This window comes from Amycolatopsis sp. NBC_00345, assembly GCF_036116635.1.
GTDB lineage: Bacteria > Actinomycetota > Actinomycetes > Mycobacteriales > Pseudonocardiaceae > Amycolatopsis.
The window spans coordinates 4,192,752-4,208,638 of record NZ_CP107995.1 but is presented as its reverse complement, the minus strand read 5'-3'; the positions used below and the strand labels follow the sequence as shown (position 1 = coordinate 4,208,638).

The following is a 15,887-nucleotide window of genomic DNA, read 5'->3' as shown; positions in this document are numbered from 1 at the left end:
GTATCTCCCAACAGTGAGGGGACCGGATGTGGTTCAGACCACTAGCATGGCCAATGCTGCCACGGCGAAACCGCTGACGGAAAGGACTGTTTCCAGCGCGGTCCAGGTTTTCAGCGTGTTCGGCACGGTCAGCCCGAAGTAGCGCGACACGATCCAGAACCCGCCGTCGTTCACGTGCGAGGCGATGATCGAGCCCGCCGAGATCGCGACAACGACCAGGGCCAGCTGCGCCTGCGAGTAGTGCAGCTCCGCCACCGTCGGCGCGATGATGCCGCTGGTGGTGACGATCGCGACGGTCGCGGAGCCCTGCGCGATGCGCATGCCGCAGCTGATCACGTACGCCGCCAGGATCACCGGCAGCCCGGCGTCGCCGAGCGAACCGGCCACGGCCTGGCCGATGCCGGTCGCGGACAGCACGGCGCCGAAGAACGAGCCCGCGCCGACCACCAGCAGGATCATCGCGACCGGCCGGAGCGCCGCGGCCGAGAGCTCACCCAGCTGGGCGCCCGTCATGCCCCGGCGGTGGCCCAGCAGCCAGGACGCCAGCAGGGTGGCGATCGTCAGCGCGATCGCCGGGGTGCCCAGGAAGGCCGCGACCCCGGCGGCACTGGAGTTCTTGGGCAGCAGGATGCTCCCGAACGTGCCCGCGAGGATCAGCACCAGCGGGATCGCGATGATGCCGCTGACCAGGCCCAGCGAAGGCGGGTTCTCGGACTCGTCTTCGGCGTCACCCGCGAGCTTGGCGAACTCCTCGGCCAGCGGCACGTTGACCCGCTTGCCGATCCAGGTCGAGTACAGGATGCCGCCGATGAACCAGGCCGGGATGCCGCAGATCGCGCCCATCAGGATCAGCCAGCCGAGGTCCACGTGCAGCAGCCCGGCGGCCGCGACCGGGCCGGGGTGGGGCGGGATGAACGCGTGCGTGATCGACAGGCCGGCCAGCAACGGCATGGCGTACAGCACGATCGAGCGGCCGCCCTGCTTCGCCGCGGCGTAGACCAGCGGCGCCAGCACGAAGATGCCGATGTCGAAGAACACCGGGATGCCGAAGATCAGGCCGGACAGGCCCATCGCCAGCGGGGCGCGTTTCTCGCCGAACGAGCGCAGCAACGCCGCCGTCAGCACCTTGGCGCCGCCGGACTTCTCGAGGATCGAGCCCAGCAGTGTGCCCAGGCCGATGATCGCCGTGATGTGCCCGAGGATGCTGCCGAACCCCTTCTCCAGCAAGGAGTCCGAGGTCTTCTGGGCCGTGCCGACCAGGGTGCCCACGGGCAGCCCGGCGGCCAGCGCGGTGAGCAGGCCCACCACGATCAGCGCGATGAACGGCTCGACCTTCACCTTGATGATCAGGACGAGCAGGACGGCGATCGAGACGGCGGCGAGCGTGAGCAGCCCGCCCGTGGTGGTGTGCAGCCAGTGGATCATCGGCCCCTCCCGGGGTGACGAAGAGAATGGCCGGCCAGTGCGCCGGTGGGGTGGCTGTCCTCGATCGCGGCGACGCCATTCACGAAGACGTGGGAGATCCCTTCGGCGGGCTGCCTCGGGGCGTCGAACGTCGCGGTGTCGGCGACCGTCTCGGGGTCGAAGAGCACCAGGTCGGCCGCGTACCCGGGGCGGACGAGCCCCCGGTCGGCGAGCCGCAGCCGCCGTGCCGCGCGCCCGGTGAGGTGCGCGACGCAGTCGGCCAGCCCGAGCACGCCCAGGTCACGGACGTAGCGGGCCAGGTAACGGGGGAACGTGCCCCAGGAGCGCGGGTGTGGCCGGTCGCCGACCAGCAGGCCGTCGGAGCCGCCGGTGTGCGTGCGGTGCCGCATGATCGCCTGCACGTTTTCCTCGTGCCCCACGTGCATCAGGCAGGAGGTGCCGAGGCGCTCGTCGAGCAGGGTGTCGAAGTACAGCTCCGCGGGCGGGCGCCCGGCAGCCCGCGCGGACGCGGCGACGCTGTGGCCCACCAGCGCGGCGTTGCCCGCGTTGCGGACGCCGTTGATCTCGATGGCGTCCCAGTCGATCGGCACGCCGTGCGCACCGTCCGAACCGGACTCCTCGATCTCGGCGCGGATCCGCTCCCGGGTGTCCACATCGGACAGCCGGGCCAGCGTCGCGGCCAGCCCGCCCTCGGTGGCCCAGCTCGGCAGCAGGGCGGACAGGTAGGTGGCGCCGGGCAGGTACGGGTAGGTGTCGAGGGTGATGTCGCAGCCGTCGTCGAGGGCGTCGTCCAGGAGCCTCAGCAGGTCCGGCGCCTTGCCCTTGTTGACGGAGAAGTTCATCGTGGCGTGCGCGAGGTGCAGCGGGCAGCCCGAGCGGCGCGAGACGTCGACCATCTCCGCGAACGCCTCCAGCGCGCCCTTGCCGTAGCTGCGGTGGTGCGGGCTGTAGTAGCCGCCGTGCTCGGCGACCACGCGGCACAGCTCGACGAGCTCGGCTGTGTCGGCGTACATCCCGGGCGTGTAGGTGAGGCCGGACGACATCCCGAAGGCGCCTTCGCGCAGTCCGGTCGCCACCAGGTCCTTCATCAGCGCCAGCTCCGCGTCCGTCGCGGGCCGGTCCTCCCAGCCCAGCGCGAGCATCCGCACGGTGCCCTGCGGCACGAGGTAGGCGGCGTTCACCGCGACGCCCGCGTCGAGGCGGTCCAGGTACTCGCCGACCGAGCGCCAGTTCCAGTCGAAGCCCGCCGGGTCGTCGTTCCAGCCGGCGAGCTGCTGGCGCAGGGCTTCGAGCACGGTGTCGTCGACCGGCGCGTAGGACAGCCCGTCCTGGCCGAGCACCTCGGTCGTGACGCCCTGGGAGACCTTCGCGAGATGGTCCGGCTTCGCGAGCAGCTGCAGGTCGGAGTGCGAGTGCATGTCGATGAAGCCCGGCGCGAGCACGAGCCCGTCGGCGTCCAGGACGCGGCCGCCGGTCAACGAGCCGGGCGCGGCGACGTCGGCGATCCGTCCGTCGGTGATCCCGACGTCGTGGCGGGCCAGGTCGGCCCCGGTGCCGTCGGCGACCCGCGCCCCGCGGATCACCAGGTCCATCAGAACCACGTCCGGACGAAGCCGGTGACGGTCTCGCCGTCGGCGTCCACGACCGGGACCAGCGGCCACTTGTCGAACGTCGTGCACGGGTGCGAGAGGCCCAGCCGCACCCAGTCGCCGACGTCGACCGGCGAACCGGGCGGCAGCGTCAGGAACGTGTGCTGGTCGTTCATCTTCGGCACGGTGTGCCCGGTCAGCTCGGTGACGACGCCGTTCCGGCGTAACAGCTGCGGCTCCGGCATGCCCTCGTCGAACGGCAGGTCGCGCTTGCCCGCGGTGAGCAGGGCGAGGGTGTCCGACGGCTTCGACGTCACCTGCGCCCACGCGTGCAGCGCGGGGCGGAAGCCCTCGACCCCGGCGATGCGCGGGTGCTCGCCGAGCGGGGAGATCTCGCGGTAGAAGCCGTCGTCGTGGGTCACGTAGGCGCCGCTGCGCAGGATCGGCAGCACGTCGAGGCCGTCCGGCCAGGGCTTGGTCAGCTCGTCGGCCACGCGGTCGAAGTACGCGCTGCCGCCGCCGGTGACGAGCACCGGGCCTTCGGCGAACAATCCCTTGCCCGCCAACGAGATCGTCAGCTCACGCATTTCGTCCACATAGGAACTGATCTTCGCCAGCGCCGCTTCGTCGGTGCCGTGCGAAAGCGAGCCCTCGTAACCGCCGGTGCCGCGCAGCCGCAACGCCGGGCTGTTCGCGGCCGCCTCGGCGATGGCGAGCGCGGTAGCCGTGTCACGGACGCCGGTGCGGCCGCCGTCCGCGCCCAGCTCCACCAGGACGTCGACCGGTCGCGGCGAGCCGGCCAGCGCCTCGGTCATCAGCTCGACGCCGCGGACCGAGTCGACCCAGCAGACGAACTCGAAACCCGGGTCCGCGGCCAGCTCCCCGGCCAGCCAGCGCAGGGCGGACGGGTCGACCAGCTGGTTGGCCAGCATGATCCGGGGCACCCCGAACGCGCGGTAGACCCGCAGGTGCCCGGCGTTCGCGGCGGTGAGGCCCCACGCGCCGTGCGCGAGCTGGCGGGCGAACAGCTCCGGCGCCATCGTGGTTTTCCCGTGCGGCGCGAGCGTGATCCCGCGGGCGGCGCACCAGGCGGCCATCGTCGCCAGGTTGTGCTCCAGCGCGGCGGCGTCGAGCACGACGAAGGGGCCGAAGAAGCCGTCGTCGAACAGGTTCGCGCGACGGGCCGCGGCCTCGTCGAGGGTCAGCCCGGCGAGCGCGGGCGCGATCGACCGGAACCGCCAGTCGATCCGCTCCTCGCGGCCGGCGCGGACGGCGGCGGTCAAAGCGGCGTTCTCGGAACTGTGCATGGGTGGTCGACCTCGGTTGCGTATGTTGCAACTAACGTTGCGCAGAATGCGCGACATAGGTGTAGCATCCGGGTCGCTACAGGTCAACGGGGTGAAGAACGGGGAGACATTCAGTGACCAGCGCGCCCGAGGTGCTCTGCATCGGCGAGTCGATGGCCCTGTTCGTGCCGGCCGAGCCCGGCCCGCCGGACGAGGTCCGCAGCTGGCTGCGCACGATCGGCGGCGCGGAGTCCAACGTCGCCTGTCACCTGCCCGCGCTCGGCGTGCGCAGCGGCTGGGTCAGCGCGGTCGGCGACGACCCATTCGGCCGCGCGCTGGTCCGCGAGATCGCCGCCGCCGGGGTCGACGTCAGCGGCGTCGCGGTCGACCCGGTGCGCCCGACCGGCTTGTACATCAAGGAAAGCGGCGCGCAGGGCAGCCCGGTGCGGTACTACCGCGCGGGCTCCGCGGCGTCCGGGATGGGGCCGGGCCTGCTGTCCCGGCTGGACCTCGGCGGCGTCCGCGTGCTGCACCTGTCCGGGATCACGCCCGCGCTGTCCGACAGCTGCCTCGCGCTGGTGCGCGCCCTGCTCGACGCGCCGCGCGGCGACACGCTGGTGTCCTTCGACGTCAACCACCGCCCGGTGCTGTGGGCCGGCCGCGACGTCTCCGTGCTCGCGGACCTGGCCGCCAGGGCCGACCTCGTGCTGACCGGCGACGACGAGGCCGCGCGCGTGTGGGGGACCGGCGACCCCGGACGGCTGCGCGAGCTGCTGCCCGCGGTGCGCACGCTGGTCGTCAAGCACGGCGAACACGGCGCGACCCTGGTCGAGGGCGCCGCGCCGCCGTTGTTCGCGCCCGCGCTGAGCGTGGACGTGGTCGAGCCCGTCGGCGCGGGGGACGCGTTCGCCGCCGGCTTCCTGGCCGCCACCCTCCGCGGCGCCGACCCGGCGACCCGCCTGCGCCGCGGCCACCTCCAGGCCGCCGCCACCCTGCTGACCCACGACGACGTCGGCACGCCGCTGGCCCCGGACGTGGTGGAATCACTGCTGTGCGCCGACGAGGACGAATGGCGAGCGGCGCGGCTGACCACCGAGGGCGCGGCCTGATGACTCGTGAGTGTTCGTGCCGGTTAGAACCGTCATCGCCACTCACGAGGGTGGAGGCGGCATGAGCCAGAGCCTGGACCGGGCGCTGACCCTGCTGGCCGGGCTGGCGCGCGGCGCGAAGACGCTGGACCAGCTGGCCGAAGAGGTCGGCGTGCACAAGACCACCGTGCTGCGGCTGTTGCGCACCCTGGAGTCGCACCATTTCGTCCGCCGCGAGGGGACCCGCTACTACCGGCTCGGCAGCGCGCTGTTCGACCTGGCGAGCCAGGCACTGGAGGACCGCGACGTCCGGCGCAGCTCGGCCGAGGCGCTCGCCGCGCTGAACGAGCGCACCGGCCACACCGTGCACCTGGCGACGTACGAGGACGGCGAGGTCGTCTACATCGACAAGTACGAGGGCCGGCACTCGGTCCGGATGTACTCGCGCATCGGCAAACGCGCGCCGCTGCACTGCACGGCGGTGGGCAAGGTGCTCGTCTCGGCGATGCCCCGCGAACGGCGTGAGGCGCTCGCGCGCGCCATCGACTACGTGGTGCTGACACCGAACACGATCAGCTCGCCCGAGGCGTACCTCGCCGAGCTGGACAAGGTCGCCGAGCGCGGGTACGCGGTGGACAACGCCGAGCACGAGGACTTCATCCACTGCGTCGCGGCGCCGATCCGCGGCGGCGGGGGCGAGGTGCTCGCCGCCGCGTCGATGTCGGTGCCGAAGGTGCTGCTCGACTACGAAGGCCTGCTCGCGCTCGTGCCGGAGCTGCTGACGGCCACGAAGGAAGCTTCCGTCCACAGTGGATGGACGGAGAACGGAAAGGGGTTATGATGGGCAAGACGGCGATCACCACCGAGAACGCGCCGAAGCCGCCGGCGAAGTTCTCGCAGGCCGTCCGCAAGGGCAACATCCTCCAGGTCGCCGGAATGGTCGCCTTCGACGCGGCGACCGGCGCCATCGTGGGCGACGACATCGCCGGGCAGACCCGGCAGGTGTTCAAGAACCTGCGGACGGTCCTCGCGGAGGGCGGCTCGAGCCTCGACGACGCCGTGATGGTGCGCGTGTACCTCACCGACACGAGCCACTTCGGCCCGTTCAACGAGGTCTACAACGAGCTGATCGGCGAGGCCCCGCATTCGGCCCGCACGACGGTGTACGTCGGCCTGCCCGCCGGTCTCCTGGTGGAGATCGACGTGCTCGCCGTCCTCGACTGACACCTCCGGTGCCGGGGCCCCGCTGAAGGCCCCGGCACCGTGGTCAGCCCAGCACGCTGGTGTACGCGTTGATCGCGGGCTGGCCGCCGAGGTGGGCGTAGAGCACATTGGAGCCACTGGGGATTTCGCCGCTGCGCACCAGGTCGATCAGCCCGGCCATGGACTTCCCCTCGTACACCGGGTCGGTGATCATGCCCTCCAGCCGCGCGGCGGTGCGGATCGCGTCCAGAGTGGACTCGTCGGGAACGCCGTAGACGCCGGCGTGGTAACGCTCGTCCAGCAGCACCTCGCCGATGCCGGGCGCGCCGACGAGGTCCGCCGTCGCCTTCGCGATCCGGGTGATCTGCTCGCGCGTCTCGCCGGGCTTGGCCGAGGCGTCGATCCCGAGCACCTTCCGCGGCCGTCCGCTCAGCGCGACGCCCGCGACCATGCCCGCCTGCGTGCTGCCGGTCACCGAGCAGACCACGATGGTGTCGAAGAAGACGCCCAGCTCCTGCTCCTGCAGTTCCAGCTCGTGCACCCAGTTCGCGAAGCCGAGCCCGCCGAGCGGGTGGTCCGAGGCGCCGGCCGGGATCGCGTACGGCTTCCCGCCTCCGGCCTCGATCTCGGCGACGACCCGTTCCCAGCTCTCCTTGAAGCCGATGCCGAAGCCCGCGTCGACCAGCCGCACGTCCGCGCCGAGGATGCGCGAGAGCTGGATGTTGCCGACCTTGTCGTGCAGCGGGTCCTGCCAGTCGACCCAGCTTTCCTGCACCAGCACGGCTTTCAGCCCGGCGCGCGCCGCCGCGGCCGCGACCTGGCGGGTGTGGTTGGACTGCACGCCGCCGATCGAGACGAGCGTGTCCGCGCCCTGGGCGAGCGCGTCCGCCACGAGGTACTCGAGCTTGCGGGTCTTGTTGCCGCCGTAGGCGAGGCCGGAGTTGAGGTCCTCCCGCTTGGCCCACACGGCCGCGCCGCCGAGGTGCTCGGTCAGCCGGTCGAGCCGGTGCACCGGAGACGGGCCGATCAGCAGCGGGAAGCGCGCGAAGTCGGCGAGGGTCATGGCGTCTCCAGGAGGTTCTCGAGGTCGGACCAGATGGTCGAGGTGACGGCGGCGGCCCGTTCGGCGTCGCCGCCGGCGAGGGCGTCGATCAGCTCGGCGTGCCGTTGCACCGAGCGGTGCGCGGGCAATGAGCTGAACCGCGCGTATTCGAGCCGCCGCAGCAGTGGTGTGTAGCGGCCGAGCGTCGTGGCCACAGCGCGGTTGCCGCACACGCGGACGGGCACGTCGTGCAGCTCGTCGTCGGCCTCGATCGCGGCCGCGACGTCGCGGCTCTCGACGGCCGCCGCGAACCGCTCGTTGGCCGCCCGCATCTCGGCGACGTGCGCGGGGCCGAGCCGGGGGAGTGCTTGCCGCACAGCGAATTCGTGCAGCGCGCGGACCAGCTGCACCGCGTCGCGGACGTCGTCGCTCACGAACTCCGCGACGCGCGTGTAGCTCTGCGGCTTCGAGTCGACGAGCCCGTCCTCGGCCAGCCGGAGCAGCGCCTGGCGCACCGGCGCCCGCGAAAGCCCGAGCTGCTCGGCGAGGTCGGCGTCCCGCAGCGGGGTGCCCGCGGACAGGCTGCCGTCGATGATCGCGTGCCGGATCCGCTCGTACGCCTCGTCGCGCAGGAGCGGCCGGCTGACTTTCGGAAGGGGACTCACATCTAACATGTTAGATGTCGTGAGGCGGCGATCGCAAGGCCCCGCCGTCGTCTGCCGCTGGGTAAGACGAAGGCCCGCCCGCTGTACGCGGACGGGCCTTCGGAAAGGACGCTCAGTAAACTGGGCCGGTGTACTTCTCGCCCGGGCCCTGGCCCGGCGGGTCGGGCACGACGGAGGCCTCGCGGAACGCCTTCTGCAGTGACTGCAGGCCGTCGCGCAACGGGCCGGCGTGCAGGCCGAGGTACTCCGCCGAGGCGGTGATCAGGCCGGCCAGCGCGGTGATCAGCCGGCGGGCCTCGTCCAGGTCGCGGTGGGGCGAGGTGGCCGGGTCGGCGTCGGCCAGGCCGAGGCGCTCGGCGCCCGCCGACAGCAGCATCACGGCCGCGCGGCTGATCACCTCGACGCTCGGGATGTCCTCCAGGTCGCGGACGTCCGGGGAATAGGGGGGCGGTGGCGAAGGTTGATCTGACACGTCTGGTACCCTTCCACGAGCGACCAGCCCCTGAGCGATCGGGGGCGGCAAGTGGAGCCCCGCTCCCACCCGCGTCACCGCTCAGGTGTCCGGGTCCGGTCTCGTCGAAGCGGTGAATGCCTTCCGGTTTTCTCCACTCGCGGCGAAGCGTTCGGTCAGCACGACCGGGCGCGATCGGAGACAGAGCGGGCCCCGTGAACCGGTGACAACCGGTGGCGGGGCCTGATTCATTGTGGGCACCAGGTCGAAAACGAGAAGTAATCACTCGGACCAAGGAGGCCCCATCAGCTCCGAGACACGCATCAACGAACGTATCCGGGTGCCGGAGGTCCGACTCGTCGGGCCCAACGGCGAACAGGTCGGCATCGTCCGGATCGAGGATGCGCTGCGGCTGGCACAGGAGAACGATCTCGACCTGGTCGAGGTCGCTCCGCAGGCACGTCCGCCGGTATGCAAGCTCATGGACTTCGGCAAGTTCAAGTACGAGAGCGCGCAGAAGGCCCGCGAGTCCCGCCGCAACCAGCAGCTGACCGTCATCAAGGAACAGAAGCTGCGGCCGAAGATCGACCAGCACGACTACGAGACCAAGAAGGGTCACGTGTCGCGGTTCCTGGCGGCCGGCAACAAGGTCAAGGTCACGATCATGTTCCGTGGGCGTGAGCAGTCCCGGCCGGAGCTCGGTTTCCGGCTGCTGCAGAAGCTCGCCGACGACGTGACCGAGCTGGGCTTCGTGGAGTCGACGCCCAAGCAGGACGGTCGAAACATGATCATGGTGCTGGCCCCGCACAAGAACGTGAAGCCGAAGGTCGTCAAGGCCGAGGCCGAGGCTCCCGAGGCGTAACGCCTCCAAGCGCCGACCAGCACAGTCAGCGGCACACCGGGCAGCCGGTGTGCCGCCGCACGGAAGAGGACAACTCATGCCGAAGATGAAGACGCACAAAGGCACGTCCAAGCGGATCCGCGTGACGGGCACGGGCAAGCTGCGCCGCCAGAAGGCCGGCCGCCGCCACCTGATGGAGAAGAAGTCCAACCGCCTCACCCGCCGTCTCGAGGGCACCACGGAGCTCTCCAAGACCGAGGCCGGCCGGGTCAAGCGCCTGCTCGGGATCTGACTCTCCCCGTACTCGCACCAACCACTCCGGGGTCTCCGCGCCCCCCGAAACCGACAGGATGGACCAGTGGCACGCGTCAAGCGGGCGGTCAACGCCCAGAAGAAGCGTCGCGCAACTCTCGAACTGGCCAGCGGCTACCGCGGCCAGCGTTCGCGGCTGTACCGCAAGGCCAAGGAGCAGACGCTTCACTCGCTCAACTACGCCTACCGCGACCGCCGTGCGCGCAAGGGTGACTTCCGCCAGCTGTGGATCACCCGGATCAACGCGGCCGCTCGTGCCAACGGCGTGACCTACAACCGGTTCATCCAGGGCCTCAAGGCCGCGGGTGTCGAGGTCGACCGCAAGATCCTCGCGGACCTCGCGGTCAACGACGCCACCGCCTTCACGGCGCTCGCCGAGCTCGCCAAGGCGAACGTCAACACCGGCGAAGCGAAGTCGGCCTGACCGGCAGTTCTCAACGACCCGGGGCGGAGCCGTTCACCGAACGGACCCCCCGGGTCGTTGCTGCGCGCAAGCTGACGCGGCGCGCGGAACGGGACAAGACCGGCCGTTTCCTGGCCGAGGGAGCCAACGCGGTCGAGGCCGCGCTGGAGTACGGCACGGTGCACGAGCTGTTCGTCACCGACCGCGCCGCCACGGCGCACCCCGCGCTGCTGAACGCGGCCGGCGCCGCGGGCGTCCGCGTCTCGCCGATCACGGATCGAGCGGCCGACGGCCTGTCGGAAACCGTGACGCCGCAAGGCCTGGTGGCCGTCTGCTCCCTGGTCGACCGTCCACTGGAGACAGTCCTGCCCGGCGCCCGGCTCGTGGTCGTCCTGGTGGACGTCGCGGAGCCCGGCAACGCGGGCACGGTGGTCCGCGTGGCCGACGCCGCGGGCGCCGACGCCGTCATCCTGGCGGGCGACACGGTCGACCCGCACAACGGCAAGAGCGTCCGCGCCGCCGCCGGCAGCACGTTCCACGTCCCGATCGCCCGCGCCCGCGACGTGGCTTTCGTCCTGGAGACCCTGAAGACCGCAGGCCTGCGCACCCTGGCCGCCCACGGCTACGCGGAAACCTCCCTGGAGACGGTCGCCTTCGACGCCCCCACGGCGTGGATCTTCGGCAACGAAGCCCACGGCCTCCCCGCCGACGTCCTCGCTACCGCCGACACCGCGGTGAAGATCCCCTTGTACGGCAAGGCGGAAAGCCTCAACCTGGCCACGGCGGCCGCCATCTGCGTGTACACCGCCGCGATGGCTACTCACCACTGAATCCCGGTTCGGCTTTCTCGCTTCCTGGCTCGGGCTCCCTCTGTTGCGGCTTCCCCGCTCGGTCTGCTGGGTTGGCCTGTCGCCCGCCCGCCGGTCTGCGCTTCGCCGGTCGGCCCTCCGCGGCCCGACCCTCCGCGGCCCGACCCTCCGCTGGTTCGCCCTCCGCCGCCCAGCCGCCGCCCAGCCGCCGGACTGCTCTTCGCTCGCTGGACTGCTCTTCGCCCGCCGGACCGTGCTTCGCCGGTCGGCCCTCCGCGGCCCGACCTTCCGCTGGTTCGCCCTCCGCCGGCCAGCCGCCGGAGTGCCCTTCGCTCGCCTGCCCTTCGCCCGCCGGACCGCCCTTCGCCCGCCGGACCGCCCTCCACTCGCTGGCCCGCCCTCCGCCCGCCGGACCGCCCTCCACTCGCTGGCCCACCCTTCGCCCGCCGGACTGCCCTTCGCCGGTCGACCCGTCAGCCGCCGGACCGATCTCCGCCCACCTGTCGGCCCTCTGCCCGCCGGCCCGTCCTCCGCTGGGCGGCTCTCCGCCCGCCGGCCCACGCTTCGGCGGTCGGCCCGTCACCCCCGGATCGACCGTCGCCCGGCCATGATCTGCCGGACTGGCCGCCGACCGCCGTTGGCCTGCGGTGGATCTCCGCGCCGCGCCGACACCCGGTGGGTCACCCGATCCTCGGCGCGGCGCCGGGGCCGGGCGCGGTGATCCGGCGCGACCGCTCCGGAAGCGGAGGGTGAGCGGCCGGGCCGGGTGGCCGATCCCCTAGACTGGGCTGCCCGATGTGCACGTGCGGCTTCCCGCCCGCGTGCCGCCGCCCAACCAGTCCCAGTGGACGCCGAGGAGTCATGTCCGGAGCCACAGACAAGCCGGTCGAAGTGCTCGCACCGGAAACCCTGCGCGCGGCGATCAAGGCGGCCGAAGCGGCCTTCGCGGCGGCGGCCGACCTGGACGCGCTCGCCGCCGTCAAGCCGGCCCACCTCGGTGACAATGCGCCGTTGATGCTCGCGCGCCGGGAGATCGGCGGCCTGCCTAAGCAGGAGAAGGCCGAGGCGGGCAAGCGGGTCAACGAGGCGCGCCAGGCGGTCCAGGCCGCCTTCGACGCGCGCCGCGCGGTGCTGCAGGCCGAGCGGGACGAGCATGTGCTGCGCGAGGAGGCCGTCGACGTCACGCTGCCGTGGGATCAGGTCCCGCGCGGTGCCCGGCACCCGATCGCGACCCTCTCCGACCGAGTCGCCGACGCCTTCGTCGCCATGGGCTACGAGGTCGCCGAGGGCCCCGAGCTCGAGGCCGAGTGGTTCAACTTCGACGCGCTGAACTTCGGCAAGGACCACCCCGCGCGCCAGCTGCAGGACACCTTCTACGTCGGCGAAGAGGACTCCGGCCTGGTACTGCGCACGCACACCTCGCCGGTGCAGGCCCGCAGCCTGCTGCACCGCGAGCTGCCGGTGTACGTCGTGTGCCCCGGCCGCACCTACCGCACCGACGAGCTGGACTCCACGCACACCCCGGTGTTCACCCAGGTCGAGGGCCTCGCGGTGGACAAGGGCATCACCATGGCGCACCTCAAGGGCACGCTCGACGCGTTCGCGCGCGCCATGTTCGGCGAGAACTCCAAGACCCGCCTGCGCCCGCACTTCTTCCCCTTCACCGAGCCGTCGGCCGAGGTCGACGTGTGGTTCGAGGAGAAGAAGGGCGGCCCCGGCTGGGTCGAGTGGGGCGGCTGCGGCATGGTCAACCCGAACGTGCTGCGCGCCTGCGGCGTCGACCCCGAGGTGTACTCGGGCTTCGCGTTCGGCATGGGCATCGAGCGGACCCTGCAGTTCCGCAACGGCATCCCGGACATGCGCGACATGGTCGAGGGCGACGTCCGTTTCACCCTTCCCTTCGGAACGGAGGCGTAGTGCGAGTCCCGGTGAGCTGGCTGACCGAGCACCTCGACGTGGGTGCCGAGGTCACGCCCCAGGACCTGGCCGACGCGTTCGTGCGGATCGGGATCGAGGTCGACGAGCTGAGCGAGCTCGGCCCCGTGACCGGCCCCCTCGTGGTCGGCCGCGTGGCCGAGATCGAGGAGCTGACGGAATTCAAGAAGCCGGTCCGCTTCTGCCGCGTCGAGGTCGGCGAGGACGCGTCCGATGACGACACCGCGGACACAGCGGATGCGGCCGAGGATGACGGCGAGGACGACGACGCCCCGTTCGAGGACGAGGGCCCCCACGGCATCCGGACCCGCGGCATCGTCTGCGGCGCCCGCAACTTCGCCGAGGGCGACCTGGTCGTCGTCGCACTGCCCGGCGCGGTGCTGCCGGGCGACTTCGCGATCGCCGCGCGCAAGACATACGGCCGCGTCAGCGACGGCATGATCTGCTCCGCCAAGGAACTGGGCCTCGGCGACGACCACACCGGCATCCTCGTGCTGCCTTCGGGCACCGCGAGCCCGGGTGACGACGCCAAGGAACTGCTCGGCCTGTCCGACACCGTCATCGAGGTCACGCCGACCCCCGACCGCGGTTACGCGCTGTCGATCCGCGGGCTGGCACGAGAGCTGTCCAACGCGCTCGACGTCCCGTTCGGCGACCCGGCCTCGGTGGAGATCCCCGCGTCCGAGGGCGACGCGTGGCCGGTCCGGGTCGAGGACCCCGAGGGCTGCCCGCGGTTCGTGCTGCGCCGGGTGAAAGGCCTCGACGCGACGGCGCCCACGCCGTGGTGGATGCGACGGCGCCTGATGCTGGCCGGGGTCCGGTCGATCTCGTTGGCGGTGGACGTCACCAACTACGTGATGCTCGAGGTCGGCCACCCGCTGCACGCGTTCGCGACCTCGGCGATCCAGGGCGACCTGGTGGTGCGCCGCGCGAAGCCGGGCGAGAAGCTGACCACTTTGGACGACGTGGAGCGCAAGCTCGACGCCGACGACATCGTGATCGCCGACGACAGCGGCGTGATCTCGCTGGCCGGCACCATGGGCGGCGCCAGCACCGAGATCACCGCGGAGAGCACCGACGTGCTGCTCGAGGCGGCGCACTGGAACCCCGCGTCGATCAGCCGCACGGCCCGTCGCCACAAGCTGTTCTCCGAAGCGGCCAAGCGGTTCGAGCGGTTCACCGACCCGGCGCTGTGTGCGGCCGCGGTGGAGCTGGCCGCGCGCCTGCTGCGCCAGTACGGCGACGCCGCGATCCAGCCCGGCCGCACCGACGAGGGCGGCGTCGCGCTGAACCCGCCGGTCACCATGCCGATCAACCTGCCCGACCAGATGGCCGGCGTGCGCTACGAGCGCGGCGTCACCGTGCGGCGGCTCGCCCAGATCGGCTGCAAGGTCACGGTCAGCACCAGCGACGCGGGCATCTCCCTCGTCACGGCTACCCCGCCGACCTGGCGCAGCGACCTCGTGCAGCCGGCCGACCTGGTCGAGGAGGTGCTGCGGCTCGAGGGCTACGACAGCATCCCGTCGCAGCTGCCCACCGCGCCCGCCGGCCGTGGTCTCACCGACACGCAGCGCCGCCGCCGTGGCGTCGCCCGCGCGCTCGCCGAGGACGGGTACGTCGAGGTGCTGCCCTTCCCGTTCGTCTCCGACTCGGTGTGGGACGCCTTCGGCCTGCCCGCCGACGACGTCCGCCGCACCACCGTGCGCGTCCGCAACCCGCTCGAGGCCGACCACGACCGGATGACCACCACGCTCCTGCCGGGCCTGCTGGACACGCTGCAGCGCAACGTGTCCCGCGGCATGAAGGACGTGTCGCTGTTCAACATCGGCCAGGTCGTGCTGCCGAAGCCGCACCAGCTCAAGGTCCCGGACCTCGGGGTCGGGCACCGCCCCACCGACGAGCAGCTCGCGGTCCTGGAAGCGGCGGTGCCCGCCCAGCCGGTGCACGTCGCCGTGGCGCTCACCGGCCGCCGCCGCCGCGCCGGCTGGTGGGGCGAGGGCGAACAGGCCGGCTGGGCCGACGCCGTGCAAGCCGCGCGCGTGGTGGCCGAGGCCGCCGGCGTGGAGCTGACGGTGCAATCCGCCGACCTCCTGCCGTGGCACCCGGGCCGCTGCGCCCAGCTGCGGGTGGGCGACTGGCCGGTCGGCCACGCCGGCGAGCTGCACCCGAAGGTCGTCGAGGCCCTCGGCCTGCCGCCCCGGACGGTCGCCATGGAGCTGGACCTGGACGCGATCCCGCTCCCGGACTCGCGCCCGGCTCCGAGCGTGTCGGCCTACCCGCCGGTGCTCCTCGACGTCGCCCTGGTCGCGGCGACGGACGTCCCGTCGGCCGATCTCGCCGACGTCCTCCGCACCGGTTCCGGCGACCTGCTCGAAGAGATCACCCTCTTCGACGTCTACGCCGGCGAACAGGTCGGCGAAGGCAAGCGCTCCCTGGCCTACAAGCTCCGTTTCCGGGCCCCGGACCGCACTCTGACCATCGACGAGGCAACCAAGGCCCGCGACGCCGCGATCGCCGCGGCGGGCGAGCGCTTCGGCGCCATCCTCCGCGCTTGACCTCTCGCCGGGGCGGCGCGCGCCATCCCGGTACCGGCCTCCCGTGGGCCGGGAGCACTGCCCTGCGCAGGCTCCCGGCCCACGGGCGTTTCCGGGCCTGATGCTCCCGCTCACCCGTCCCGCCACCCGGCGACATGCTCACGGCTTCCGGGCCGCTTGAACGCTGCCTACGGCTTTGGTCGTGTACGCGGGAGCGTGCCGAAGGTTGAAGCCCGCCTTGCTGCCCGGCTGAGCGGTCGCCTCCCGGCGGTGCCCGCGGTACTTGCCGTTGCCTGCAACCAGT

At 72.0% G+C, this 15,887-nt stretch carries 15 protein-coding genes; 9 read left to right on the top strand and 6 right to left on the bottom strand.

Annotated elements, in window-relative coordinates; all coding sequences use genetic code 11:
- Positions 1 to 33 precede the first annotated feature (33 nt).
- Genes OG943_RS18460 through OG943_RS18450 form a run of 3 tightly spaced genes read right to left on the bottom strand, consistent with a single transcriptional unit; the run spans position 34 to position 4,321 of the window.
- Positions 34 to 1,425 carry a GntP family permease gene (locus OG943_RS18460; protein WP_328611021.1) on the bottom strand — a complete coding sequence of 464 codons (1,392 nt, stop codon included), beginning with the start codon at positions 1,423 to 1,425 and terminating at the stop codon, positions 34 to 36.
- Positions 1,422 to 3,017: an N-acyl-D-amino-acid deacylase family protein gene (locus OG943_RS18455; RefSeq protein ID WP_328611020.1), complete on the bottom strand. Its 1,596-nt coding sequence runs from the start codon at positions 3,015 to 3,017 to the stop codon at positions 1,422 to 1,424. The genes OG943_RS18460 and OG943_RS18455 overlap by 4 nt, the downstream gene beginning before the upstream one ends.
- A complete protein-coding gene (locus OG943_RS18450; RefSeq protein WP_328611019.1) occupies positions 3,017 to 4,321 on the bottom strand; it encodes an amino acid deaminase in 1,305 nt (434 codons plus the stop codon). The genes OG943_RS18455 and OG943_RS18450 overlap by 1 nt, the downstream gene beginning before the upstream one ends.
- Before the next feature lie 152 nt (positions 4,322 to 4,473).
- On the opposite strand from OG943_RS18450, the gene OG943_RS18445 reads away from it, so the two are divergent.
- The 3 genes from OG943_RS18445 to OG943_RS18435 all read left to right on the top strand — a co-directional run bounded on the left by OG943_RS18445 (position 4,474) and on the right by OG943_RS18435 (position 6,612).
- On the top strand, positions 4,474 to 5,409 hold the full coding sequence (locus tag OG943_RS18445) for a sugar kinase (RefSeq protein WP_442874794.1): 936 nt from the start codon (positions 4,474 to 4,476) through the stop codon (positions 5,407 to 5,409).
- A 61-nt stretch (positions 5,410 to 5,470) separates the two neighbouring features.
- The gene (locus tag OG943_RS18440) at positions 5,471 to 6,229 is read left to right on the top strand and encodes an IclR family transcriptional regulator (RefSeq protein WP_328611017.1); all 759 of its coding nucleotides are present in this window, start codon (positions 5,471 to 5,473) and stop codon (positions 6,227 to 6,229) included.
- Entirely contained in the window at positions 6,229 to 6,612 is a 384-nt protein-coding gene (locus OG943_RS18435) for a RidA family protein (protein ID WP_328611016.1), read from the top strand. Before OG943_RS18440 ends, OG943_RS18435 begins: the two co-directional genes overlap by 1 nt.
- Positions 6,613 to 6,655: 43 nt before the next feature.
- Here the strand turns inward: OG943_RS18435 and OG943_RS18430 are convergent, their stop codons facing one another.
- The 3 genes from OG943_RS18430 to OG943_RS18420 all read right to left on the bottom strand — a co-directional run bounded on the left by OG943_RS18430 (position 6,656) and on the right by OG943_RS18420 (position 8,770).
- The gene (locus OG943_RS18430; RefSeq protein WP_328611015.1) at positions 6,656 to 7,654 is read right to left on the bottom strand and encodes a 1-aminocyclopropane-1-carboxylate deaminase; all 999 of its coding nucleotides are present in this window, start codon (positions 7,652 to 7,654) and stop codon (positions 6,656 to 6,658) included.
- Entirely contained in the window at positions 7,651 to 8,298 is a 648-nt protein-coding gene (locus OG943_RS18425) for a GntR family transcriptional regulator (protein WP_442874738.1), read from the bottom strand. The genes OG943_RS18430 and OG943_RS18425 overlap by 4 nt, the downstream gene beginning before the upstream one ends.
- Before the next feature lie 112 nt (positions 8,299 to 8,410).
- Positions 8,411 to 8,770, bottom strand: a complete 360-nt coding sequence (locus tag OG943_RS18420) for a DUF1844 domain-containing protein (protein WP_091617046.1) — start codon at positions 8,768 to 8,770, stop codon at positions 8,411 to 8,413.
- Positions 8,771 to 9,002: 232 nt separating this feature from the next.
- Between OG943_RS18420 and infC the strand changes: the two genes are divergently transcribed.
- The 6 genes from infC (at position 9,003) to pheT (ending at position 15,604) form a co-directional block, all read left to right on the top strand.
- Positions 9,003 to 9,611, top strand: coding sequence for a translation initiation factor IF-3 (gene infC, locus OG943_RS18415; RefSeq protein ID WP_328611013.1), 609 nt, complete (start codon positions 9,003 to 9,005; stop codon positions 9,609 to 9,611).
- 76 nt (positions 9,612 to 9,687) lie between these two features.
- A complete protein-coding gene (gene rpmI / locus OG943_RS18410) occupies positions 9,688 to 9,882 on the top strand; it encodes a 50S ribosomal protein L35 (RefSeq protein ID WP_328611012.1) in 195 nt (64 codons plus the stop codon).
- Between the two features lie 66 nt (positions 9,883 to 9,948).
- On the top strand, positions 9,949 to 10,326 hold the full coding sequence (rplT, locus tag OG943_RS18405; RefSeq protein WP_091617049.1) for a 50S ribosomal protein L20: 378 nt from the start codon (positions 9,949 to 9,951) through the stop codon (positions 10,324 to 10,326).
- Entirely contained in the window at positions 10,323 to 11,135 is an 813-nt protein-coding gene (locus tag OG943_RS18400) for a TrmH family RNA methyltransferase (protein ID WP_328612092.1), read from the top strand. Before rplT ends, OG943_RS18400 begins: the two co-directional genes overlap by 4 nt.
- 840 nt (positions 11,136 to 11,975) lie before the next feature.
- Positions 11,976 to 13,031, top strand: a complete 1,056-nt coding sequence (pheS, locus tag OG943_RS18395; protein WP_328611011.1) for a phenylalanine--tRNA ligase subunit alpha — start codon at positions 11,976 to 11,978, stop codon at positions 13,029 to 13,031.
- On the top strand, positions 13,031 to 15,604 hold the full coding sequence (gene pheT / locus OG943_RS18390; RefSeq protein WP_328611010.1) for a phenylalanine--tRNA ligase subunit beta: 2,574 nt from the start codon (positions 13,031 to 13,033) through the stop codon (positions 15,602 to 15,604). The genes pheS and pheT overlap by 1 nt, the downstream gene beginning before the upstream one ends.
- Positions 15,605 to 15,887 lie beyond the last annotated feature (283 nt).